Raw genomic sequence first — 23,298 nt, forward strand, 5'->3', positions numbered from 1 at the left:
TAAAAAAAGCGGCGTTAAGCCGCTTTAATCAAATGGTTAACAGAATTAATCTTCTAATTCAGCTAAACACATTTCTTCGTAAATTTGCTTAACCCAAGCATCAACACGTTCTTCAGTCAGCTCTGGCTGGCGATCTTCATCGATACCTAAACCAATAAAGTGGTCGTCATCGACTTGACCTTTAGAGGCTTCAAAATTGTAGCTTGCAGTTGGCCAATGGCCGATGATGATACCACCACGGGCCTGAACAATATCACCAACCATGCCCATGGCATCAAGGAAGTACTCAGCGTAGTCTTCTTGATCACCACAACCAAAAATAGCGACAAGTTTGTCAGTAAAATCAATTTGCTCTAATTCAGGGAAGAAATCATCCCAGTCACATTGCGCTTCACCGTAATACCAGGTCGGGATGCCGAACAGCAGCAAGTCATACTCTGCAATCTGTTCTTTGGTACTTTTGGCGATATCTTTCACCTCAACCATTTTTTTACCCAGTTTTTTCTGGATCATCTTGGCTACAGCTTCGGTGTTACCTGTGTCGCTACCGAAAAAAAGACCTACAGTTGCCATTGTCTATCCTTTAATGTCTAGTTCACTTATTAGGTTAATCTTGCTGGTACTCGTTCAGCACTCAACTTGTTGCTGAAGAATTAATTCGATTAACTGGCTACGGCTGATGTTACTGGCCAATGCCTGCTCATTCAAGGCGTCATACAAATCTTGTGACACCTTTAACTCTATTCGCTTTAATCCGTTGGCTTTATCGCGCTGGATTTGATTGCGTTTGTTGACCTTAAGCTGTTGGCTACGGGACAAAGGATTACTTCTTGGGCGGCCCCGGCGCTTTTCATTGGCAAAAAGGTCAATGGTGGTTCTGTCTGTCGCTTCTTTTGCCATGTTCTTATTGTTAACCGATCCCTGAGCCTTCCCAAGTGATCTGGATAATACCTTTTACAATAAACCCGGCGCAGCCGAGAAATAACACTAACCAAACAATAAATCGACCAAATTTTGGCACGTTACCTTGTTTAAGCACATCGTGGATGGCCATGCCGATAAAGAAAAATATCGAGGCAAAAAACAGGTTCAGGCCGATGGTTTCAATTTGTTCCATGTACTGAGATAACATACTTTCTTAGTCCTTGAGAGTGTTCTAAGGCCAAAAGAGGCGCGAATATATCACAACAAGATGGCGGCTGCCATATGCTTTCGGTCGAGTTTGCTGCTGATTTACATTGAATGTTTGTCAATAAATTCAGACACGATCCGGTTAAAAATGACGGGTTTTTGCGCATGCAACCAATGACCACATCCTTCAAGTGTTTTTGCCTGTGCCGCGGGGAATTGCGCCATGATAGCGCTTCTGTGCTCGCTAGTGACATAATTTGAGTCGCCGCCGCGAATAAACAGACTTGGTCCAGCATAGCTTTGTACTGGATTTGGCGTCTGATTTTGCCAGCCAATAATATTAGGATAACAAGCCTTTAGGCCACTTAAGTTCATTTTCCAACGAAAGCCAGTATCAGTGCGTTGCAGGTTTTTGAGTAAAAACTGCGCGGTGGCTTCGTCGATACCTTTGTCTATTAAGTGGTTAAGGGCAAAGCGTCTGTCGGTATGACCTTCTAAGGGCAGACTTTCTAATGCCGCAAACACTGTGTCGTGTCTTGGCTCATAGGCGACGGGGGCGATATCGGCTGCCACCATACTGATAATGCGCTCTGGAAAGGCTAACGCCGTCACCATGGCGATTTTACCCCCCATGGAGTGACCCACAATATGGGCGCGTTCAATAGCCAGTTCGTCGAGCAAACTGATCATTGCAGTGGCGAGGCGAGGGTAGTCCATTTGATCCCAATGCTCACTTAAACCATGATTGGGCACATCGACACGAATAACTTGATACTGATTTTCTAATACTTGCCCTAGACCTTTGAGGTTATCTAGATTACCGAACAAGCCGTGGATCAAGAGCACTGCGGGTCCTTGGCCTGTGGAAACAAAGTTCATGGAGATTCCTGTTGGAGATTTTTAGCTTAGCGTGACGCGAATTGTGCCCTTAATGCCGTTGGCTTGACAAGTCAGTTGCCATTTCTATGGTGGGTGCGGCCAGTAACTTGTGTGCTTTTTCGGCAATTGTCGATTAACTGCTAGTTTGCTGTGCTATTTCCCGCACTTTTAGAATAATGGCGCTTTATCAGATTGATAGAGATAGATACACTGGTAACAGATCGCAATGATCTGCCCCGATCGCTGTGGTACACTTTTTTCGGTTAAGCCTGTCGAATAACAAAGGATAATTAAGGTTATGAAATATATCGAAGTAGATGAAGAGCTCTATCGTCATATTGCCAGCAAAACAGAACGTATTGGTGAGAGCGCCTCTGACATTCTTCGTCGATTATTCGGCCTGTCCGTCGATGCGGTCGAACAACCTCAGCCTTTGGCGATTAGCCAACCGAGCCTTGAAGCTGAACCTATTCAGCCCGTCGCGGCGCAAACAGTGCCAGCTGTGAATGATTTTAGTCGCTTAGTCGATGAACATCAGTTATCGCAGCAAAAAGGCGCAGTAGGGCGTTTCCTCTTTTTGCTCGAAAGTTTGTATCAATTAGCCCCAGAGCAATTCTCACAAATTCTGCAGATCCAAGGGCGCGATCGTTTGTATTTTGCTCGCTCTAAGGAACAACTGCTCGAAGCGAGTGCTTCGGCTAACCCAAAAGAAATTGGTGCAAGTGGTTTCTGGGTAACGAGTAACAACAATACCGCCAAGAAACGCACTATTTTATCGGAAGTTTTAGTGCAATTTGGTTGTGATGCGACAGTCGCAGCGGGCATCGCCGAGCGCGTTTAATCCGCGGGTGAGCCAAGTTAGTACGACATTTTTCTACTTTTTCTAATTGTAATTGAGTGCAGGAGAGCCATAGGTGGCAATACATCAAAGGGCAGGACAAATCGCTAATCAGACGGATCTGGTCAATATTCCAAAACTGATGAGCCATTATTACAGCATCACGCCAAATATGGATGACGTACAACAACGCGTCACCTTTGGCACTTCTGGGCACAGAGGCTGCGCCTTCAATGGCAGTTTTAACCAACAACACATTTGGGCGATTACCCAAGCTGTAGTGGACTACCGTCAATCGGCAAATATCGATGGGCCGCTGATCCTTGGGATTGACACCCATGCGTTATCCTATGCGGCCTATTTGTCGGCCATTGAAGTGCTGGCGGCAAATAAAGTTACAGTGAAAATCCAACAGAACGACGGATTTACGCCAACGCCAGTGGTTTCCCATGGGGTGATTTGCGCCAATCGCGAAGCCAATATTACGGGTGCGGCATTGTCCGATGGTTTGATCATTACGCCTTCCCACAATCCTCCTCAGGACGGTGGCATCAAGTACAATCCACCCCATGGTGGACCAGCCGAAGGTAATATCACGGCTTGGATTGAATCGCGGGCCAATGATTACTTGCGCCAAGCGTTAGCTGGCGTGCAAAAATTAGCGTATGCCGAAGCGCTGGCATCAGGCTATGTCAACGCCATTGATTTGATCACACCCTATGTGGCTGATTTAGAAAATGTTATCGACATGCAGGCGATTGCTAAGGCTAAGCTGCGTATCGGTGTTGATCCACTCGGTGGTTCGGGTATTTTCTACTGGGCACCGATTGCTACGCGTTATGGGCTCGATATCACGTTAGTTAATGATAAAGTTGACCCAAGCTTTAGTTTTATGCCGCTGGATAAAGACGGCAAAATCCGCATGGATTGCTCGTCTCCCTATGCGATGGCAGGTTTACTCGCCCATAAAGAATCCTTTGATTTATGCCTTGGTAATGATCCCGATTATGACCGTCACGGCATCGTTTGCCCTGGTACGGGTTTGATGGATCCGAATCATTATCTTGCGGTCGCTATCGATTATTTACTGACACACAGACCAGATTGGAGCGATACCTTAGCCATAGGTAAAACCTTAGTATCGAGTGCGCTTATCGATAAAATCTGTGCTTTCCACGGCAAAAAGTTACTCGAAGTGCCAGTGGGCTTTAAGTGGTTTGTCGACGGTTTAGCTGAAGCCACAATCGCCTTTGGCGGTGAAGAGAGTGCTGGCGCGGCATTTTTACGCCGTGATGGCAGCACATGGTGCACAGATAAAGACGGCTTCATTTTAGGATTACTTGCCGCAGAAATTCTTGCGGTGACAGGTAAAACCCCAGGTCAGCGTCACCAAGAGTTAGTAAAACAATTTGGCCAAAGTTTCTATAAGCGTATCGATAGCCCAATCAGTCTTGAAAACAAAGCCAAGTTTGCTTTGCTCAATGCGGATACCTTAAATGCCACTGTGCTTGCAGGTGAGACAATCGAAAACGTGTTAACCCATGCGCCAGGCAATAATGCGGCGATTGGCGGCATCAAAGTTACCACAGCTAATGGGTGGTTTGCGGCACGTCCATCGGGCACTGAAGCGTTATTTAAAATCTACGGCGAAAGTTTTATCAGTGAGCAGCATTTGGCTGAGATCATCAAAGATGCGCAGGCATTAATTGATAAGGCGCTAAACGCTTAATGCTGCAGTAGGTTTATAAAGTATCAAAAAACAAACGCACTCAGATCTGAGTGCGTTTTTGTTTGTGTCTAATGTCAGTTATGAGTAGTTGATCTAATACTGATTTGACTGTATTTAGTACTCGATATGACAACTCGGTAAGTTATTCTTATCGATGTAATTTTGGTGATATTCCTCAGCCACATGGAACTGTTGCAGTGGCACTATTTCTGTGACGATATGGCGTAATCCCCAACGCCCCGAGCGGGCAAAAGCTAACTTTGAGGCTTCTGCGGCCACTTTTTGCTCACGGTCGTGGAAGAAAATGGTGCTGCGATATTGAGTGCCAATATCTCCGCCTTGCATGTTCAGACTCGTTGGATTGTGGTTTTTCCAAAATACATCGAGCAAGTCTTCATAACTAACAAGGGCGGGATCGAATTCCACTTGTACCACTTCGGCATGGCCCGTTTTGCCTTTTTTGACTTCTTCATAGGTTGTTGCCGCATTATTGCCGCCCATATAGCCGCAGGTGGCATTCGATACGCCGTTCACTTGTCTAAAAAAATACTCTACGCCCCAGAAACAGCCGGCACCAAAGGTTGCTAACGCCATAATTAAATCCAATAGAAGTCTAGATGGCTAAGGATTGTGATAAAACTTGAGTGCAAAAGCAAGCCTCAAGCTGGAATATTTATCATGGGAAATTCTTAGGGAATGTCCTAAGAATTTAACAATCAGCTTAGTTGAATGTCATTCCGCTTAAAACTGGGTCCTACGGCAATAAATGTCTGAGAACAGCACTAAAAACATGTGTTAGTATTGAAGCCGTTTTTTAGGTGCGAGTGAGACTAACCGCGGTGAGATAAATGCTTAAGTGGTTATTACTGCCTGTACTTATGCTATTGCGCCAATACTGTTACACATCATTATAAGGAGAATTCTGTGTTACAAGCTCTGTTAGATTCAAAGGATTTTTTAGCGCTCACCTTAGCCCATCCTGAACAGTTCGATGGCGAATTTTCATTTAACTTAGGCGATCATACTCAAGTGGAAGTGTGGGATACCGGTGTTATTGTTTTCGAACCAATACAGAATGAAGGAAAAGATATTGTGCTTTCCTGCGGTGTTCACGGTAACGAGACCGCGCCCATTGAACTCTGCAATAGCTTAATTAAACAACTTTTACAGCAAAAGATCATCGCAAAGCAGCGCACTTTATTTCTCATTGGTAACCCATTAGCGATTAATAACGGCACGCGGATTATTGACGAAAACATGAATCGTCTTTTTAGTGGTGAGCATTCCAATCCACTAGGGTTAGTGAACCCTGAGCGAGTACGCGCCAAAAAACTCGAAGCCTATGTCGATCGTTTTTATACTGCGGTTGCCGATGGACGTCAGCGCATCCATTATGATCTGCACACGGCGATGCGCGCCTCGAAGCATGAAAAGTTCGCTATCTATCCCTATCGTCCTGGGCGCGCCTTTAGCGGCGAGCAAATTATGTTTTTAGCCGCAAGCGGCGTCGATACAGTACTTTTCCACCACGAACCGACCACGACCTTCAGCTATTTTTCCTCTGAACGCTACGGTGCCGATGCCTTTACCATTGAGCTTGGCAAAGTGTATCCCATGGGGCAGAACGACATGACGCGTTTTATCGCCACCCATGAAATGTTCATGCGCTTGATCACCGCTAAGCCGTTGGCGCTGGATGCATTTGATGCCGATAAGGTTAACTTGTACCAAGTGTGCCGCGTCATCAATAAACATTTCGATGATTTTGAATTTACCTTCGCAACAGATGTCGAAAACTTCAGATCTTTCCCGAAGGGCTTTGTTTTAGCGCGGGAAGGTGGGCAAGAAATTAAAGTGGAGCACGAGTTTGAGTCTGTCGTGTTCCCTAATGCCAAAGTGCCTATTGGCAATCGCACTGTGATTTGCCTGATCCCTGCGGTGAATGCGGACGTGCGTTAGGCTTGTAAAGCAATATATACATGCGTGGCAGGGATAACTTGTGGTTTGAGCTATGCCAATGGTTGATAGGTAGTTTACGTTAACGTAATGTTCGTCGGGCATATTCGTATAAACAGACGCATCAAAACGCTTTGATGCGTAATGAGATAACAAGAGCACAATATGAGCAAAGCAACACTCAACACTGATACAGTGCACCGTGTCGGCTTCTTGGATAAGGCATCGCTACACATTCCTATCCTTCGAATTCTACAAGCCGACGGCACCACTTATGAAACCGCGGTTTTGCCTGTGATAGATGAAACCTTAGCCACTAAAATTTACGATACCTGTGTATTCACTCGGGTACTTGATGAACGTATGCTTGGCGCCCAGCGTCAAGGGCGCATCAGCTTCTACATGACCTGTACGGGTGAAGAAGCGGCGATTGTCGGCAGTGTGGCCGCACTCGATCAAGAAGATGTGATCCTCGCGCAATATCGCGAGCATGCGGCGCTGCGTTATCGCGGCTTTACCACTGAACAGTTTATGAATCAGATGTTCAGTAACGAGAAAGATCTTGGTAAAGGTCGACAAATGCCAATCCATTACGGTAGTGCGGCATTGCATTATCAAACGATTTCTTCACCGTTAGCCACGCAAATCCCGCAGGCGACTGGTGTGGGCTACAGCTTAAAAATGCAAGGTAAGCGCAAAGTCGCGGTTTGTTATTTTGGCGAAGGCGCTGCATCGGAAGGGGATTTTCATGCTGGCCTAAACATGGCCGCGGTACTGAAATGCCCAGTGATTTTCTTCTGTCGTAACAATGGCTACGCGATTTCTACCCCCACTGAAGAGCAGTTTGCCGGTAACGGTATTGCCAGCCGTGGTGTCGGTTATGGCATGCACACCATTCGTGTTGATGGTAATGACATGTTGGCCGTGTTAGCCGCAACTCAGCAAGCCCGCGCCTATGCGATTGAGCATAATGCGCCTGTGCTGATTGAAGCCATGACTTATCGTCTCGGCGCGCACTCTTCTTCAGACGACCCCTCTGGTTATCGCTCGAAAGATGAAGAAGCCAAGTGGCAGCAACACGATCCGGTTAAACGCTTCAAATTATGGCTTATCAACAAAGGTTGGTTGGCTGAAGCGGATGATGTGAAACTGCATGAAAAATATCGTGAAGAAGTATTGGCTGCGGTAAAAGTGGCTGAAAAAATTCCTGTGCCTATGCTGGATGAAATTATTGAAGATGTGTACGACAAGCCGACGCCAGTGCTGAAAAAGCAACTCGCCGAGCTTAAAGAACATATCAAGAAATATCCGCAAGCCTATCCAAAAAGTGCAGGGAGACTATAAGCCGTGGCTGAAATGAATATGTTACAGGCCGTCAATGAGGCCTTGTCGATTGCCATGCAAGCCGATGAACGCATGGTGGTTTTTGGTGAAGATGTGGGCCACTTTGGCGGGGTATTTCGCGCCACCTCCGGTCTTCAAGAAAAATTCGGTCGCGCTCGCTGCTTTAATACGCCGCTGACAGAGCAAGGTATTGCCGGTTTTGCCAATGGTTTAGCCTCAAATGGCATGACCGCCGTGGCTGAAATTCAATTCGCCGATTATATCTTTCCGGCGTTTGATCAAATCGTTAACGAGTCGGCTAAGTTCCGTTACCGTAGCGGTAATGAGTTCGATGTCGGTGGATTAGTGTTCCGTACGCCCTATGGCGGCGGTATCGCGGGCGGCCATTATCACTCTCAATCACCCGAAGCTTATTTTACCCAGACACCGGGATTAAAAGTGGTGGTGCCACGTAACCCTGAGCAAGCCAAAGGTCTGCTGTTGGCGTCAATCCGTGACAAAAATCCGGTGATCTTCTTTGAGCCTAAGCGTTTATATCGTGCATCGGTTGGCGAAGTGCCAGCGGGCGATTATGAAATTGAACTGGGTAAGGCTGAAGTGGTTCGCGAAGGTAAAGACATCACCTTAGTAGCGTGGGGCGCGCAAATGGAAATCCTTGAAAAAGCCGCCGACATGGCCGCTAAAGAAGGGATCTCCTGTGAAGTTATCGATTTACGCACCTTGTCACCCTGGGATATCGATACCGTTGCCGATTCAGTCAAAAAGACCGGACGTTTACTGGTTAACCATGAAGCGCCATTAACCGGTGGTTTTGCTGGTGAGATAGCGGCGACGATTCAGCAAGAATGCTTCTTGTATTTAGAGTCACCCATCAGCCGCGTTTGTGGTTTAGATACCCCGTACCCACTCATTCATGAAAAAGAATACATGCCAGATGCATTCAAAACGTTTGAAGCCATCAAAGCATCAGTGACCTTCTAGGAGTCCGGTATGATTAAAGATTTTATTTTGCCGGATATTGGCGAAGGTGTTGTGGAGTGTGAGTTGGTTGAATGGTTGGTCAAAGAAGGCGACACAGTCGTTGAAGATCAGCCGATTGCCGATGTCATGACAGACAAAGCCTTAGTGCAAATCCCTGCGCCTTTTGCTGGCGTAGTCACTAAGCTGTATTACGCCAAGGGCGATATTGCGAAAGTGCATGCGCCGCTTTATGCCGTACAAATTGAAGGTGCCGTTGAAATCGCGGGCGAAGAATCTGTTGCGGCTGCAGCTGCGACAATCGCAAAAGCTGCTGAGCCAGTGGCAGTCACAAACGCGACCACGTCATCCAGTTCGTCTGTCAGCATTGAAGAATTCTTGCTACCAGATATCGGCGAAGGCATAGTTGAATGTGAGCTAGTCGAATGGTTGGTGAGTGAAGGTGATTGGGTTGAGGAAGATCAACCGATTGCCGACGTGATGACAGATAAAGCGCTGGTGCAAATTCCTGCCATTAAAGCGGGTAAAATAGCCAAACTGCATTATCGCAAAGGTCAGCTTGCCAAAGTGCATGCGCCTTTATTTGCCATTGAAGTTGAACAGGCGGCTTCTGCACCTGCAGCGACAACAAATACAGATAATGCGGCACCTGCAGCGCAGGCTGTGAGTGCAGAGCCTGCTCGTCAAGGTAAAGCCTTAGCCAGCCCCGCAGTTCGCCGTATGGCGCGGTCGTTAGATATCGATTTGAGCCAAGTACCTGGCACAGGAAAGCACGGCCGTGTGTATAAGGAAGACATCACTCGCTTCCAACAAGGCGCGAGCAATGTTTCTGCTCCAAGTGTGGCTCAGGTAAAAGAGGCGTCAGTTCAAGCGACTCAAGCATCTCAAACCCAAGTCCCAACATCTACAGTGACTCAACGCGCTGACACGGTTGAGCCTATCCGCGGCGTAAAAGCTGTGATGGCACGCATGATGGTGGAATCTGTGTCGAGCATTCCGCACTTTACCTATTGTGAAGAGTTTGATTTAACAGACTTAGTTGCACTGCGTGAAAGCATGAAAGTGAAGTATTCGTCTGATGAAGTGAAGCTGACCATGATGCCTTTCTTCATGAAGTCAATGTCGCTCGCGTTAAGTCAGTTCCCTGTGATGAACAGTCAAGTGAATGCGGATTGCACTGAACTGACTTATAAGGCGCGTCACAATATCGGCATGGCGGTGGATTCTAAAGTCGGTCTCTTGGTGCCCAACATCAAAGATGTGCAGGACAAGAGCATTTTAGAAGTGGCCGCAGAAATCACCCGCCTGACCCAAGCAGCCCGTAGCGGCCGCGTGGCGCCAGCGGATCTGAAAGACGGCACTATATCTATTTCTAACATTGGCGCTTTAGGTGGCACAGTGGCGACGCCTATTATCAACAAACCTGAGGTGGCGATTGTGGCCTTAGGTAAGTTGCAAACCCTACCGCGCTTTAACGCGAAAGGGGAAGTCGAAGCTCGCCAAATCATGCAAGTGAGCTGGTCAGGTGACCATAGAGTGATCGATGGCGGCACCATTGCTCGCTTCTGTAATCTGTGGAAACAGTATCTTGAGCAGCCACAAGAGATGTTATTAGCGATGCGCTAAGCCGCTGGCACGAATAACTGACACTAAAAGGACGCTAAAAGCGTCCTTTTTTATTTGCTTTGCACAAATGGGTTAATCTTTTGATCCCGATTACGTATAATTCCCGAACGTAGTTATCCTGATGGATGTGTTATGAGTCAGTTAGCCCCCAGCCCATTTGCTCCAACAATAGAAACCATTGATTACCCGTTTCCGCCTAAACCAGTGCCTTTGTCCGATGCGCAAAAAGCCGATTATAAGGCGCGGATCAAACAACTGCTCATTGAAAAAGATGCCGTTCTGGTTGCCCACTATTATACCGATCCTGAAATCCAAGCCCTCGCCGAAGAGACTGGCGGCTGCGTTTCAGACTCCTTAGAAATGGCGCGCTTTGGCCGCGATCACCCAGCAAAAACCTTAATCGTTGCTGGGGTCAAGTTTATGGGCGAAACCGCCAAGATTTTAAGCCCAGAAAAAACCATTTTAATGCCGACCCTTGAAGCGACCTGTTCATTGGACTTAGGTTGTCCAATCGATAAGTTCAGCGCTTTCTGCGACGCGCACCCAGATCATACTGTGGTGGTTTACGCCAATACCTCGGCTGCGGTTAAAGCGCGTGCCGATTGGGTGGTGACCTCAAGTATTGCTCTCGAAATCGTTGAGCACTTAGACAGTGAAGGTAAAAAGATCATTTGGGGACCCGATCGTCATTTAGGCAGCTATATTGCCAAACAGACGGGCGCCGACATGTTGATGTGGCAGGGCGATTGTATTGTTCATGACGAGTTTAAATCTAATGCGCTGCGCGATATGAAAAGCGTTTACCCAGATGCAGCTATTCTTGTGCATCCTGAGTCGCCAGCCAGTGTGGTGGCGATGGCCAATGCTGTTGGCTCGACCAGTCAGCTGATTAAAGCGGCGCAGACCATGCCGAATGAGCGTTTTATCGTGGCAACCGATCGCGGCATTTTTTATAAAATGCAGCAGGCGGCGCCAGGTAAAATTTTAATTGAAGCGCCAACGGGCGGAAATGGCGCAACCTGTAAGAGCTGTGCCCACTGTCCTTGGATGGCGATGAACGGTTTGCAGGCAATTGAAGCGTCACTCGCCGACAGCGATAAAACCACCCATGAGATTTTTGTAGATGAAGACTTAAGAGTTAAGGCGCTTATTCCGCTGACGCGTATGCTGGATTTTGCCAAGACACTGAATATGAAAGTGAAGGGTAATGCCTAAGCGCGTTATTTAGCTTTTCTTCAGCCTAATAAAAATCCCTACCATAGCGTGGGGATTTTTTATGTCTGTTGTTTTTATTAAAACTAAGGCAATAAAAAGCCTCGCAAATGCGAGGCTTGATTGAGTAACGCGGGATCTAATGACTAGATTACTTTACGCTTACTTGGCGTTCATCAGTGCAACCGCGTTATCTAACATACGGTTACTGAATCCCCACTCGTTATCATACCAAGACATCACTTTCACTAAACGACCGTTTACACGGGTTTGAGTTGCGTCAAAGTTTGAAGAAAACGCATTGTGGTTAAAGTCGATAGACACCAATGGCTCTTTGTTTACCGCTAACACTTCGCTCAATGGCGCAACGCTGGCAGCGCGTTCGATAATGGCATTCACTTCTTCAACTGTCGTATCACGGGCAGCGATGAAAGATAAATCCACGAGTGATACGTTAACTGTAGGTACACGAACCGCTAAACCGTCGAATTTACCTTGTAATTCAGGTACAACCAAACCTACAGCAGCTGCTGCGCCAGTTTTAGTTGGGATCATTGACAGTGCCGCAGCACGGGCACGACGTAAATCTGTGTGGTACACGTCAGATAAACGTTGATCGTTGGTATAAGCGTGAATGGTGGTCATCAGGCCTGATTCGATACCAATCTCGTCATTTAACGGCTTAGCAAAAGGGGCTAAACAGTTTGTTGTACAAGAAGCATTTGAAATCACTGTCATGTCTGAGGTCAGCACGTTGTTGTTCACACCGTAAACAACTGTGGCATCCACATTTTTACCTGGAGCAGAAATAATCACTTTCTTCGCGCCAGCGGTTAAATGTGGTTGAACGGTTTCTTTAGAAGTGAAGATACCGGTACATTCGAACACCACGTCTACTTGCAACTCAGCCCATGGTAGTTTTGCAGGATCACGTTCTTGGAAAGTGAGGATCTTATCGCCATTCACATAAATAGCTTCGGCATCATGGTCAACTTTCGCATTGAAACGACCATGAACAGAATCGTATTTTGTCAGGTGAGCGTTGATTGAAGCGTCGCCTAAATCATTAATAGCGACAATCTTGATTGGATAAGCTTTTTCGCTTTCGTACAAGGCGCGTAATACGTTTCTACCGATACGGCCATAGCCATTTATTGCTACACGGATAGTCATCTCATATCCCTCTGGTGATTATAAAATTCAACTGGTAGTAAAATTACCAAACTGACAGCTATCGTCAAGTTAAATCGGCATTTTACCGCTGTCTTGATTAACAAATTAGGTATTTTTTTTACATCGGTCGCGAAATCGCCATTTTTCACGCGTTAATTGGGTAAAAAATTACAAGATGGCAAACATTTTGCCATCAGTTGCTTAGTTTACTTTTTCGACAGGCGCAGGCGGCACCACCTCAGTTGCAGTTGGCGCTTGGGCAACCGCTTGAGGATCAAGCCATTGTCTTACTGGACTCATAGAATAAGTGCCCTTTTTTAGCACATCGATAAGGGCTTGGGCTTTTAGATCGAGTTCAGTCGCCAGCGTTTTATTGCCACCGAGCAAGGCTAGCATTTTTTCCTCAGAATACTTCTGCTGCGTAAGTAGTAAATTTGCTTTCGTCAGCATATAGGATTTATCTAAAACTTGTTGCTGGCGATAGGCAGATGCGAGCCCAAGTAACCAGTTAACGTCGAAATCATCGTAATGGATCTCCGCAAAGACTTTAAGATAGAGTTGTTGCGCTTTGATGGCATTTCGATTGCTGTAATAGGTTGCGACTTGGGCAAGTAGAAAGGGGTCAGTCACTTCGCCGGCGTTTTCCTGTTCTAATAATCTATTTAACGCTGCGGTATCGCCAAAGCGAGTCCATTGGTAATAGGACATAAAAGGGTCTTGCCGTTCACGGGTTTGATCTTGTAGTAAACTTAAATTTTGAGTGCTTAGTCTAAAGGCTCTGGCTCTATCTGCTGTGCGATTGGTGTGGATGATATGCTGAACGCCAGAGGCGAGTTCAATACAACGGCTGTAATCCTCAAGGTAGGTTAATTGTGAGTAGAGCTGCTTACCTGTGAGGTTTTCGTTGTCTTTTAACTTGTAGCGGTTTTGGATAAGTTTGGTCTTTTCAGTCAAACACCAGCTGTCCTTATGCAAATCGGCACAAATTTCAGGATTATTTTTACAAATTACTGAGATATTTCGGTCATTATCACAACCGAAAAGACCGAAAAAGCTCATCCCTAAGGTAAATGATGTAATTATTACTAGATTTTGTCTCAAAACACTCTCCAAACGATAATTTTTCTAATAAAATTACAGATTTACAGAAAATATCTTACTGGCAACAAAGCGCGACTTTCATTACAATGGCGCCGACCAAAACAGGGTTTTCCCTAAAACCCGCATTAGATTATTGGTCTTTTCGTCATGTTACTCAAACCTTTCAGTACATTTTATTGAAAAGTGAGATAAAGGATCTGTAAATGAGCGCTGATAAACACCTACAAAGTTGGCAAGAACGTTTTGAAATGGCAGAGGCGATGCAGCCTTTGTTAGGCAAGTTGTACCGTAACCAAGGCGTTGAAGTCGTGGTCTACGGCAAGCCGTTACTCAATGCTTCTACGATTGAAATCATTAAAGCGCACCGTTTAGTTCGTCGTCATGTCGGTGAAAAATTGCGTTTACGCGAGAGTTTCCCCTTCGTTCAAGCTTTGAGCAAACTCGCAGTTAAACAATGTAAAGTGGATATTGGTAAACTCGCTGTCAATTACTGGCGCGACCATACTGATGTCAGCGAAATTGAAAGCTATATGGCAAAAGAATTGGCCGATGCTATCGACCATGCCGATGATGTCGCACCGCGTGACGTCGTGCTTTATGGTTTTGGCCGTATCGGTCGCTTATTGGCACGCTTGCTGATTGAACGCACAGGTCGCAGCAATAAGTTAAGGTTACGCGCTATCGTTTTACGTGGCGGTAAGAAAGGCGATTTAGAAAAACGCGCGAGTTTACTGCGTCGTGACTCAGTCCATGGCCCTTTCAATGGCTCTGTTGAAGTTGACGAAGAGAACAACGCCATCATAGCCAACGGCACTTATATCCAAGTGATCTATGCTAATTCACCCGACGAAGTGGATTACACTAAATACGACATCAATGATGCATTGATTGTTGATAATACAGGTATTTGGAAAGATGAAGCGGGTCTTGGTTTACACCTTAAGAGCCCAGGTGCCAGCAAAGTATTACTGACGGCTCCTGCAAAAGGCGCGATTAAGAACATTGTTTACGGTGTGAACGAAGGCGATATTACCCCTGAAGACATTATCGTTTCAGCGGCGAGTTGTACCACCAATGCTATTACGCCAGTACTGAAAGCTGTGAATGATAAATATGGTATCGAGAATGGTCACGTTGAAACGATTCATTCTTATACCAACGATCAAAACCTGATTGATAACTATCATACCGCTGACCGTCGTGGCCGTAGTGCACCATTAAACATGGTGATCACTGAAACGGGTGCAGCAAAAGCGGTTGCTAAAGCTTTACCTGCATTAGCTGGTAAGTTAACTGGTAACGCGATTCGTGTGCCGACGCCTAACGTCTCTATGGCGATCATCAGCATGAACCTGAATGCTGAGACCAGTAAAGATGAGCTTAACGAGTATCTGAAAGATACGGCGCTACAATCACCACTGCAAAATCAAATTGACTACACAGACTCTACTGAGATTGTATCGAGCGATTTAGTCGGTTCTCGCTACGCGGGTGTGGTTGATTCACAAGCGACTATTGCAGAAGGCAAGCGTGCCATTCTTTATGTATGGTATGACAACGAATTTGGTTACAGTTGCCAAGTGGTTGGCGTAATGCAAACGATGTTAGGTTTAACGACGCTATCTCTACCTGCGTAAATTGCCCACGTAGGTTTTGCTCGAGTGATTAATGACTTTGCTTAACCTTTGAATAAAGCGCCCAATAGTTATATATAGTACCTTGAACTATGTATATTGTGTATTAAGGCAGAGAAATCTGCCTTTTTATTTGACAATAAACTCTTTAGAATTATAGTGTATTGTATGTTTAACGTGTATAAAGGAATGAACCTTGTCATCGGTTAAAGTCAAAGCAACTATCGTAGAAGATAATACTGGCATTAAAAGTCAGCTCCCCATCTTGATCACCGAACAAGGTGAAGTTGGTTCAGTTACCGATTACTTGCTAAAGATGGAAGCTGATGGTGCTAGTAATGCTTTAATGAATGGTTTTATACAAGCCACTTCTTTGCTCTTGGATTACATGGAAGCCAACAAAGGATTATTTGAAGATCCTAAAATGCTATTCCAAACCTTTGCTAAGCGTCTTTACACAGGCACCATCGGTGAAGATGGTTTAGATCCCTCTGGCTTGTACTGGGTGCCAAGCTCAACTGATAACGTCAATAAACATATTCATCGATTAACGGCATTTACTGATTGGCTGGCTAACAAGCATGGCGCAGAGCCAATGAACCCTTTGCGAGATGCCACACCTCATGAGCAACGCCTTAATTACGCTGCTTGGTATCGAAAAAACCAAAATGACTTCCTTGGACATATTGAAGATAAAACCGTTAACAAAACCATCCGTAAAGCTCGCACAATGAAAGGACGTACTCCATTGACGAAAGCCGAAGACGATGCTTTAGCATTCCCAGATAAGCATTGGGAATCATTCTATAAAGATGGTATTGGCGGAGCAAAAGATCCACGAGTTGCGTTGAGAGATAAGCTTATGCTGCTCTTGATGCACGGTGGCGGTTTGCGTGAAAGCGAAGCTATTATGCTGTGGGTGACTGATGTACTTGAAGATCCGTATGACCCTGAAAAAGCGATAGTTCGAATTTACAACGAAGTCGATGGTAAAGCACCCGAAGGTTGGCGTAGTCGCTCAGGGACAAAAACCAGAGAAGCCTATTTACAAGAAAAATACGCTCGTATACCACGCAAACGAATGAAAGGCACGGCATACGTTGGCTGGAAAACAAGAGTTGTAGACCATCGAGATAACTACATACAAGTTCAGTGGTTTCCAACGGATTATGGCAAGGTTTTTATGTCACTGTGGAAGAGATACCAAAAATATCGAGCCAGTATTGACTGCCATCACACCTATGCGTTCATTTCATTCCATCACAGCGCCCTTGGAAACCCATACACTTTGAATGCGTTTCACCAAAGCTATGCGGCGGGATTAAGGCGCATTGGCTTAGAGCCAAACAAATCGGAAGGGTTCGACCCGCACGGTCATCGTCATAGTTATGGCAGACGCTTAGAGCGTTCAGGACTTAACCCGTTGGTGATACGACGATGTATGCACCATAAATCACTGGAGTCTCAAGTTCCCTACACAGGTAAAGGGCAGCAGGAAATTTCCGATGAACTCAACAAGGCCACGCTACAACTGGCAAATCCTGAGTCCAAAGTAAAATCGCTAGATTGGAAAGAGTTGGTCGAGCACGGTTTTGACGATATTGACCCGCAAGGCTATTTCACAGGCAAGCATCCGAAATTACGAGGTAAATAATGGCAAAAAAAGTCAAGAAACATGACGGGCGTACATCGGACTTAACGTTTAAATGGATGCTCACCACCCTTGGCCCTGAGTGGGAGCAATGGCAGGAATTAGCCGCTGAGTGGATGGCGACACAGCATGTGGGGGTTGACCACAAGCTTTCCGCGTTGAGCCGTTTTTTTGAGTCCTACCTGTTGGAGTGCGCTCCCTATGCAACTGATATTGGTCTGTTTTTCAAGGGCTACAATGGCCATATCTGCTCCACTGAAGAGCTAGAAGCTACTGTGAGAAAAACTATTAACGACCCCGTCAAAGTATCAAAATCTATCAACCACCTCGGTGACTTCATTAATTACGTCATTGAGCATCATCTATCTGAAGAAGATGATAGCGGCAACTTAATGCCACTGGTTCGCAATCCGCTGAGCAAAATTAAGAGGCAACAATCACACACTGAAACCGTGCGTAACCCACTTCCGTATCGTTACATCCAAGACCTGCGCCAAATTCTGTGTCCATTGCCAGATAAAGCGGAACTGACGGTGATTGAGCAAAACCTACCACAAGGCGAGTCGTTACTGCCTAGCTATCACTACCGACATTTCAAGCATTGGACATGGGCACAAGAGCAGGCAGGGCAAAGGAAATCAGGTGGCGATTGGTTTGAAGTTGAGCCTGACTTGATTGACAAATCTGACCCCGATTGTGTGTGGCGTACCAAAGAGGTGACTAGAGATAATAAAAGAATCACCCTCCACCAAATCTGGTCACCTGTCAAAGCGATGGTTATATTTATGAAGCTGCATCTGCCACTGCGCACCTATCAAGTGCGTATGTTAGACAGTGGTGAAGCGGATACGTGGCGTTATGAAAGCGGTCGTTGGAAGCTCAATGACAAGCATGACTTTGCGCTCGGTAGCGAAAAACGCCCTTTTGGTAAAGGCATCATTCGCCGTATCCATGACACCATGACAGGCCAGTATTCCACAGGTTTATATATCAACACCAACAAAACCGCTGACCAAAATAAAGACGAACTTGAGCGGGGCTACATCATCCCTTGGCAGAATGAGGAAGTATTATATTGGCTGGAAAAACTGCGTAACTGGCAGGAAAAATACAACCCTATAGTGAAACCGACAGACTGCACCACGCTGTTAACTAAACATATTGGCAAACATAAGTCACAAACCCAGTTAGAAAGCATGGGTGAAATCGCCTTTCTGTTTCGGGATGCGTCAGCGAAAGGAGAAGATAAATACAAACCAATTTGTGGGGCTGCGAATATAGCACCTTTCTGGTATCAATTGTTACTGGAATTGGAAAACCAGCTCGCTGAGCAAGGTAATACGCTTGATAATGGAGAGCGACTTAAACTGGTTGTGGATTACCCAGAAGACACTCCAGAAAACGCTAAGGTTGCCACAAATTTCCCCCTGCACAGCTTGCGTGTATCGCTGATAACTGCCTACACGATGGATACCCAATTGCCACTACCGGTCATATCCAAACTACTGGCAGGGCACTCACGTATCCTAATGACCATCTACTACAACAAAATTACCCCGTCCGTGATGGCGGAAAAAATGAGTGAAGCCGAGGGGGAGCTTGAGGGTAAAGCCAAGCAATCAGTGCGCAACTTCCTCAAAGATGCCTCACTAGCGCAAATTCAATGCAAAATGGTCTATCACAAAGAAGATAGCATTCAGGCGGCATTAGTTAACCGTAATCCCATCGGCTGGGAGGAGCGTTCAGCTGGCTTATGTTTGGTCGGAGGCAACACCGTAAAATCCGATGAAGTCAGTACGCTGGGCGGGTGCTGGAACGGTGGTGAGTTGATTAGAGATGCAAGTGCTGCCGTTAATCGCATCTATGGCAGCGTACCGCATGGCCCTGAAAACTGCATTCGTTGCCGTTGGTTTATTACTGAGGCGCGATACCTGCCAGCGCTTAACGTTCAGTTTAATCAACTTAGTTACAAGGCGCACCAAGCGGCTAACCTATCGGTTGAAATCGAGGGTGAGCTAGAAGCACTCAAAGACGAGCAGTTCTTCTGTGAAGAGCAAGGTGCGCCTTTTACCAAACATAATGACATGCAGGTTCTACAGCGCCGCTATGAAAAGCAACAAGTAGAAGCCGATGAATACACCAAAGACTGGATAGCGTGCTTCGAGCTAATCAGCAAAATCATTCACGTCGAGGAAGCCCGAAACGATGACGACACCAAAGATAAATTGATTGCAGTAGGGAATGAACAAGATATTAGCCATGCCTTGAAATTCGTTGAAACAGAGTCTGAGTTACTGCACTTATCCCTTCTATGTGACGATGCCGAATTCTTCCCTGACTTGCAGGATGAATTGCGTAAGACGCCTGCTATTGAAAAGCGCTCCCGCCAACTTAGTCGTGCTCTGATGAAGAAAGGCTTTGAGCCTATCTTTATGGAAATGGATGAAAAACAGCAGCTAATCGCTGGTAATGCCATGCTACGCCAAATGGCAAAGATAGCCGACCCTGACGATAAAATGGAAGGCTACCGTAAAGTGGCTAATTACATCGAAGCGGGTGAATACCTGTCTAATCACAAGCTATTTAACGCTGGCATGAATGCACTGTCGGATAAAGCCTTACGCTTAGAAAATCTCACCCAACCTGCGCTATTGGAGGGTTAATGGACATTAATATTGATATCATCTTGGCTGACTTAAAAGACGACAAAGTGCCAAGAACCCAAAAAAACCTAGATAAGCTTAACGACATCCTGAAAGCCTATGCAGGATCGGGGCAGCGTGATTTCTCCATTGCACAAATGGGGCGAGTATCAGCAGCAGAGGGTGGCCCAGGTTACGAAGCGTTACGAGCAACCAAAAACAAGCACTACCGCACCTTGATTGAAGCATGGGCAGCAAAGTGCAAAACAACCACCAAAAAGCCGTTATCGCCAACCTCACGCTCTAAGTCTGTTCCACAGGATAACAAGCTACTTGAGCGTATTCCAGACCCTGCGGTACGGGCTTTGTTTGGTCAGATTATTGCCGAGCGCAACCGTTATCGCAAAGAGGTTAATCTGCTAAAACAGCACGCGAATATTACCATTGATAAGCGTCCTGTACGTCAGTTTGATGCAAGCGCAGAGCCGAGTGTTGAAGTCTTGCCTTCACTATCTGGCATCTTGACCGAATCTGAGAAGAACGCCTTAGCCTACGCTATCTCTGACGAATGTATGGAAAAACATAACTGGCAAACCACACAAGCAGGCCAAGTAAAAGACATGGAATACAACACAGAAATATTCCCTAGAGGCTTTGCGACAGGTCTACGCAAGTTGTTAGGTGAGGTAGATGATTAATGGCGAACGGTCAGCAAAGAGCGCAGCAAAACCTCGAAGCATTTGAAGTATGGCAAGCCACTCAAACTGATGATGACTTTAAGCAAATCGCCTTTAAAGGCAAGCTCAACCGCATCGAAGTAGCAAAAGGGGTTGGTTGCGGTAAGTCTGCCCTTAACCAAAATCCTACGCTTAGAAAAGCGCTCAAGGCATTAGAAGACAAACTGCGTGATAAAGGTATACTCCCGCCACTGACCGAATCTGCAAGGAACAATACCGACAAACCAAAGCAATACGACAACACGGCTAATCGCAAGCTGCTCGACTCAAAACGAGTATCGACCTTAGAAGCTGAAAACATTGAGCTAAAAGCCAAAGTTAAAGAGCTGGAAGGTAAACTGGAGCGGTTTGGCGAACTGAATGAAACCTTGTCAGAAATGGGGTTTATGCCACGATGAAATTTACACTCCATCAAGACCAAATGCGTGTCACGAGCATTCCGTACAGCTCTACCAAAATGGTGATATTCAGTGGCGTGCCACTGAAAAAAAACTCACACAAAACCAATAGCGGCAAGTATTACGTCACCATCAAAGCTGATCCAGATGCCATCCCCGTTCAACCAGCCCTCGGCCAGCACTGGTCAGTGAAGGGAACTCGTTTGGTAGAGGAAGTAGAAACAGGTGATTTCGTGATGCAGCAGCATACCTATGAATCACCAGAGCACATCGAATGCAGCCTGCCAGAAACGGGTGAACAGCTTATTCGCTTTATTGCCAGAGAAAGTGATTTCAAAGGTATCGGTGAAAGTAAAGCTAGAGCACTTTGGGAACTGTTAGGAAAGGATTTTCACCCAACGGTTAGAAAAGACACTCATGAATCAAGAGAGCGCCTTAGAAGTGTCCTGAGTGAAGATTCTATCAATGCGTTATTTGAGGGTTACGCCAAATATAAGAATCTGGCCTACTGCAACTGGATGACCGAACACAAGATACCAGCAAGTATTCAGCAGCGCTTATTGAAGCATCATGGAGAAGAGTCCATTGAGGCTATTAAACAAAATCCGTATGTCCTTATTGGGTTTGGAATGTCGTTTACGGATGTCGATAAACTGGTTAATTTTGACCAGTTTAAGATCACAGTTTGTGATCACCGCAGACTAAGTGCCGCACTTGAAACCGCGATTCGAAAAGAGATTGAGAAAGGCCACACCTATACAACTCAAGCGTGTTTACGCCCATACCTAACCAAATTGCTCAAAGATAAGGAACTGGTGACGGAAGCGTTTAAAGCAGGTCACAACAAAGCGCAATACATCCTAAACCCTGACACTGGCTCTTATCATCCAACCGCCCAGTTGTTGATGGAAAATGTCGTTGCCAAACGACTTAAAGCACTAGCTAATCAAAACAACCTTTATGACGAAGTTGCAAATTCTGCATATTGCTCTTCGGTTGATGAATTACCATACGAGCTAACCAAGAAACAGATTGAAGCAGTGACAACGTGTTTGGATAACGCCGTGAGCTGTATTACGGGCGGAGCTGGCACAGGTAAAACCACAGTCCTTAGAACCGCACTTCGAGCCTACCATCAAATGGGATTTGAAATACATGCAGTAGCACTGAGTGGCCGAGCTGCTATGCGCTTGCATGAGTCAATTGGCTTTATCACCTCAACTATCGCTAAGTTATTACGTAGAGAACCTATTGAGCCAAGTTCAGACCAGCCAAAGCATTTACTGGTAATAGATGAAGCCAGTATGATTGACTTGCCAACCATGTATCGCCTGGTCAACCATATTCACCCATCGGTTCGTATTATCTTTACTGGCGACCCTGACCAGTTACCACCTATAGGGTGCGGCAAGGTTTTGGCTGATATCGTTCTATCAAAAGCCATTGCTAATACTATGCTAGATATCGTTAAGCGTCAGAAAGGCTCAACGGGTATTCCTGAATACTCCAAGCTCATTAATCAAGGTATCGTGCCTGAAAAACTAAGTACGGGGGCTATTCACTTCCACGAAACGGCAAAGAGCGACATTGCTCAAGCCTGTTGTGAGTTGTATCAGCAATCACCTGAAAATAGTCGCGTCATGGCACCGACCAAGGCACTCGTTGCTGAAATTAATAAACTGACCCAAGAGGCTGTTAACCCAAGCGGTAGAAGGCTTGAGTTTGAAATGCACGGTGAGAGATTCTTTCAAAACCTCAGATTGAATGATGCGATTCTATTTACGCAAAACCACTATGATAAAGGCATTCAAAACGGCTCTCTTGGTACGCTTACCAGCATTGACTCATCAGGTGAAAGTTATGGTGTAGTAACGCTGGATACGGGGGATAAAGTTGAGGTCACACAATCCGTGCTCGATTGCATGGAGTTGGGTTATGCAATAACCCTACATAAAGCTCAAGGATCGCAGTTTCCTAGAATCATTATTGCACTACAGAAAGGCAAAATCGTTGATAGAGCGTGGCTGTATACCGCGATTACCAGAGCCGAGGTTGAGATCCATATAGTTGGTAGCTCGGATGAACTAAGGGGTATTACAGATGCCCACAGTAACTCACATAAGCGAAATAGCTACTTGAGTGAACTACTACACCAAAATTAGCAAATTAGCAAAGCTGCAAAACATCACCCAAATTTATCACCACGATCAATCGCGGCTTACAACCCGTTGCACTTTCATGTAACCACCAGCTTCAGCAGTCATACAGT

The 23,298-nt window shown here is 45.8% G+C and carries 20 protein-coding genes; 13 read left to right on the forward strand and 7 right to left on the reverse strand.

Annotation, left to right across the window (positions count from 1 at the left end; genetic code table 11):
- Positions 1 to 45: 45 nt before the first annotated feature.
- From fldA to L5M40_RS00695, 4 genes are all read right to left on the reverse strand, one after another.
- Positions 46 to 573, reverse strand: a complete 528-nt coding sequence (gene fldA / locus L5M40_RS00680; RefSeq protein ID WP_006081576.1) for a flavodoxin FldA — start codon at positions 571 to 573, stop codon at positions 46 to 48.
- Between the two features lie 54 nt (positions 574 to 627).
- Positions 628 to 900, reverse strand: coding sequence for a LexA regulated protein (gene ybfE / locus L5M40_RS00685; protein WP_006081577.1), 273 nt, complete (start codon positions 898 to 900; stop codon positions 628 to 630).
- A 10-nt stretch (positions 901 to 910) separates the two neighbouring features.
- Positions 911 to 1,132 (reverse strand): DUF2788 domain-containing protein, encoded by a 222-nt coding sequence (locus L5M40_RS00690; protein WP_006081578.1) that lies wholly within the window; start codon positions 1,130 to 1,132, stop codon positions 911 to 913.
- Between the two features lie 101 nt (positions 1,133 to 1,233).
- Complete coding sequence (locus L5M40_RS00695; protein ID WP_263256171.1) at positions 1,234 to 2,010, reverse strand: alpha/beta fold hydrolase; 777 nt, start codon at positions 2,008 to 2,010, stop codon at positions 1,234 to 1,236.
- Positions 2,011 to 2,308: 298 nt separating this feature from the next.
- Between L5M40_RS00695 and seqA the strand changes: the two genes are divergently transcribed.
- The gene (gene seqA / locus L5M40_RS00700; protein ID WP_263175482.1) at positions 2,309 to 2,851 is read left to right on the forward strand and encodes a replication initiation negative regulator SeqA; all 543 of its coding nucleotides are present in this window, start codon (positions 2,309 to 2,311) and stop codon (positions 2,849 to 2,851) included.
- A gap of 73 nt (positions 2,852 to 2,924) precedes the next feature.
- Complete coding sequence (pgm, locus tag L5M40_RS00705; protein WP_263175483.1) at positions 2,925 to 4,577, forward strand: phosphoglucomutase (alpha-D-glucose-1,6-bisphosphate-dependent); 1,653 nt, start codon at positions 2,925 to 2,927, stop codon at positions 4,575 to 4,577.
- Positions 4,578 to 4,691: 114 nt separating this feature from the next.
- Here pgm and msrA read toward each other — a convergent pair whose 3' ends face one another.
- Complete coding sequence (gene msrA / locus L5M40_RS00710; protein WP_263256172.1) at positions 4,692 to 5,171, reverse strand: peptide-methionine (S)-S-oxide reductase MsrA; 480 nt, start codon at positions 5,169 to 5,171, stop codon at positions 4,692 to 4,694.
- Between the two features lie 330 nt (positions 5,172 to 5,501).
- On the opposite strand from msrA, the gene astE reads away from it, so the two are divergent.
- The 5 genes from astE to nadA all read left to right on the forward strand — a co-directional run bounded on the left by astE (position 5,502) and on the right by nadA (position 11,696).
- Complete coding sequence (gene astE / locus L5M40_RS00715; RefSeq protein ID WP_263256173.1) at positions 5,502 to 6,536, forward strand: succinylglutamate desuccinylase; 1,035 nt, start codon at positions 5,502 to 5,504, stop codon at positions 6,534 to 6,536.
- Positions 6,537 to 6,698: 162 nt separating this feature from the next.
- Entirely contained in the window at positions 6,699 to 7,877 is a 1,179-nt protein-coding gene (locus L5M40_RS00720; protein ID WP_113939702.1) for a thiamine pyrophosphate-dependent dehydrogenase E1 component subunit alpha, read from the forward strand.
- A gap of 3 nt (positions 7,878 to 7,880) precedes the next feature.
- Positions 7,881 to 8,858 carry an alpha-ketoacid dehydrogenase subunit beta gene (locus L5M40_RS00725; RefSeq protein ID WP_028759982.1) on the forward strand — a complete coding sequence of 326 codons (978 nt, stop codon included), beginning with the start codon at positions 7,881 to 7,883 and terminating at the stop codon, positions 8,856 to 8,858.
- 9 nt (positions 8,859 to 8,867) lie between these two features.
- Positions 8,868 to 10,481 (forward strand): dihydrolipoyllysine-residue acetyltransferase, encoded by a 1,614-nt coding sequence (locus L5M40_RS00730; RefSeq protein ID WP_173244927.1) that lies wholly within the window; start codon positions 8,868 to 8,870, stop codon positions 10,479 to 10,481.
- A 132-nt stretch (positions 10,482 to 10,613) separates the two neighbouring features.
- The gene (gene nadA / locus L5M40_RS00735) at positions 10,614 to 11,696 is read left to right on the forward strand and encodes a quinolinate synthase NadA (protein ID WP_173244924.1); all 1,083 of its coding nucleotides are present in this window, start codon (positions 10,614 to 10,616) and stop codon (positions 11,694 to 11,696) included.
- 159 nt (positions 11,697 to 11,855) lie between these two features.
- Here nadA and gap read toward each other — a convergent pair whose 3' ends face one another.
- Together gap and L5M40_RS00745 are read right to left on the reverse strand one after the other, a co-directional pair.
- Positions 11,856 to 12,866, reverse strand: a complete 1,011-nt coding sequence (gene gap / locus L5M40_RS00740) for a type I glyceraldehyde-3-phosphate dehydrogenase (protein WP_006081590.1) — start codon at positions 12,864 to 12,866, stop codon at positions 11,856 to 11,858.
- A gap of 201 nt (positions 12,867 to 13,067) precedes the next feature.
- Entirely contained in the window at positions 13,068 to 13,967 is a 900-nt protein-coding gene (locus L5M40_RS00745; RefSeq protein WP_263161137.1) for a DUF2989 domain-containing protein, read from the reverse strand.
- 203 nt (positions 13,968 to 14,170) lie between these two features.
- On the opposite strand from L5M40_RS00745, the gene L5M40_RS00750 reads away from it, so the two are divergent.
- From L5M40_RS00750 to L5M40_RS00775, 6 genes are all read left to right on the forward strand, one after another.
- Positions 14,171 to 15,604 carry a glyceraldehyde-3-phosphate dehydrogenase gene (locus tag L5M40_RS00750; RefSeq protein ID WP_028759978.1) on the forward strand — a complete coding sequence of 478 codons (1,434 nt, stop codon included), beginning with the start codon at positions 14,171 to 14,173 and terminating at the stop codon, positions 15,602 to 15,604.
- A gap of 193 nt (positions 15,605 to 15,797) precedes the next feature.
- A complete protein-coding gene (gene gmtY / locus L5M40_RS00755; protein ID WP_016807536.1) occupies positions 15,798 to 17,255 on the forward strand; it encodes a gamma-mobile-trio recombinase GmtY in 1,458 nt (485 codons plus the stop codon).
- Positions 17,255 to 19,915 (forward strand): integrase family protein, encoded by a 2,661-nt coding sequence (locus L5M40_RS00760; protein ID WP_263256174.1) that lies wholly within the window; start codon positions 17,255 to 17,257, stop codon positions 19,913 to 19,915. The genes gmtY and L5M40_RS00760 overlap by 1 nt, the downstream gene beginning before the upstream one ends.
- Positions 19,915 to 20,592, forward strand: a complete 678-nt coding sequence (gene gmtX, locus L5M40_RS00765; RefSeq protein WP_016807538.1) for a gamma-mobile-trio protein GmtX — start codon at positions 19,915 to 19,917, stop codon at positions 20,590 to 20,592. Before L5M40_RS00760 ends, gmtX begins: the two co-directional genes overlap by 1 nt.
- Positions 20,592 to 21,029, forward strand: a complete 438-nt coding sequence (locus tag L5M40_RS00770) for a VPA1267 family protein (protein ID WP_016807539.1) — start codon at positions 20,592 to 20,594, stop codon at positions 21,027 to 21,029. Before gmtX ends, L5M40_RS00770 begins: the two co-directional genes overlap by 1 nt.
- A complete protein-coding gene (locus L5M40_RS00775) occupies positions 21,026 to 23,191 on the forward strand; it encodes an ATP-dependent RecD-like DNA helicase (protein ID WP_263256176.1) in 2,166 nt (721 codons plus the stop codon). Before L5M40_RS00770 ends, L5M40_RS00775 begins: the two co-directional genes overlap by 4 nt.
- Positions 23,192 to 23,298 lie beyond the last annotated feature (107 nt).

It is taken from the genome of Shewanella sp. SM68 (genome assembly GCF_025653925.1).
Classification (GTDB): Bacteria; Pseudomonadota; Gammaproteobacteria; order Enterobacterales; family Shewanellaceae; genus Shewanella; species Shewanella oncorhynchi.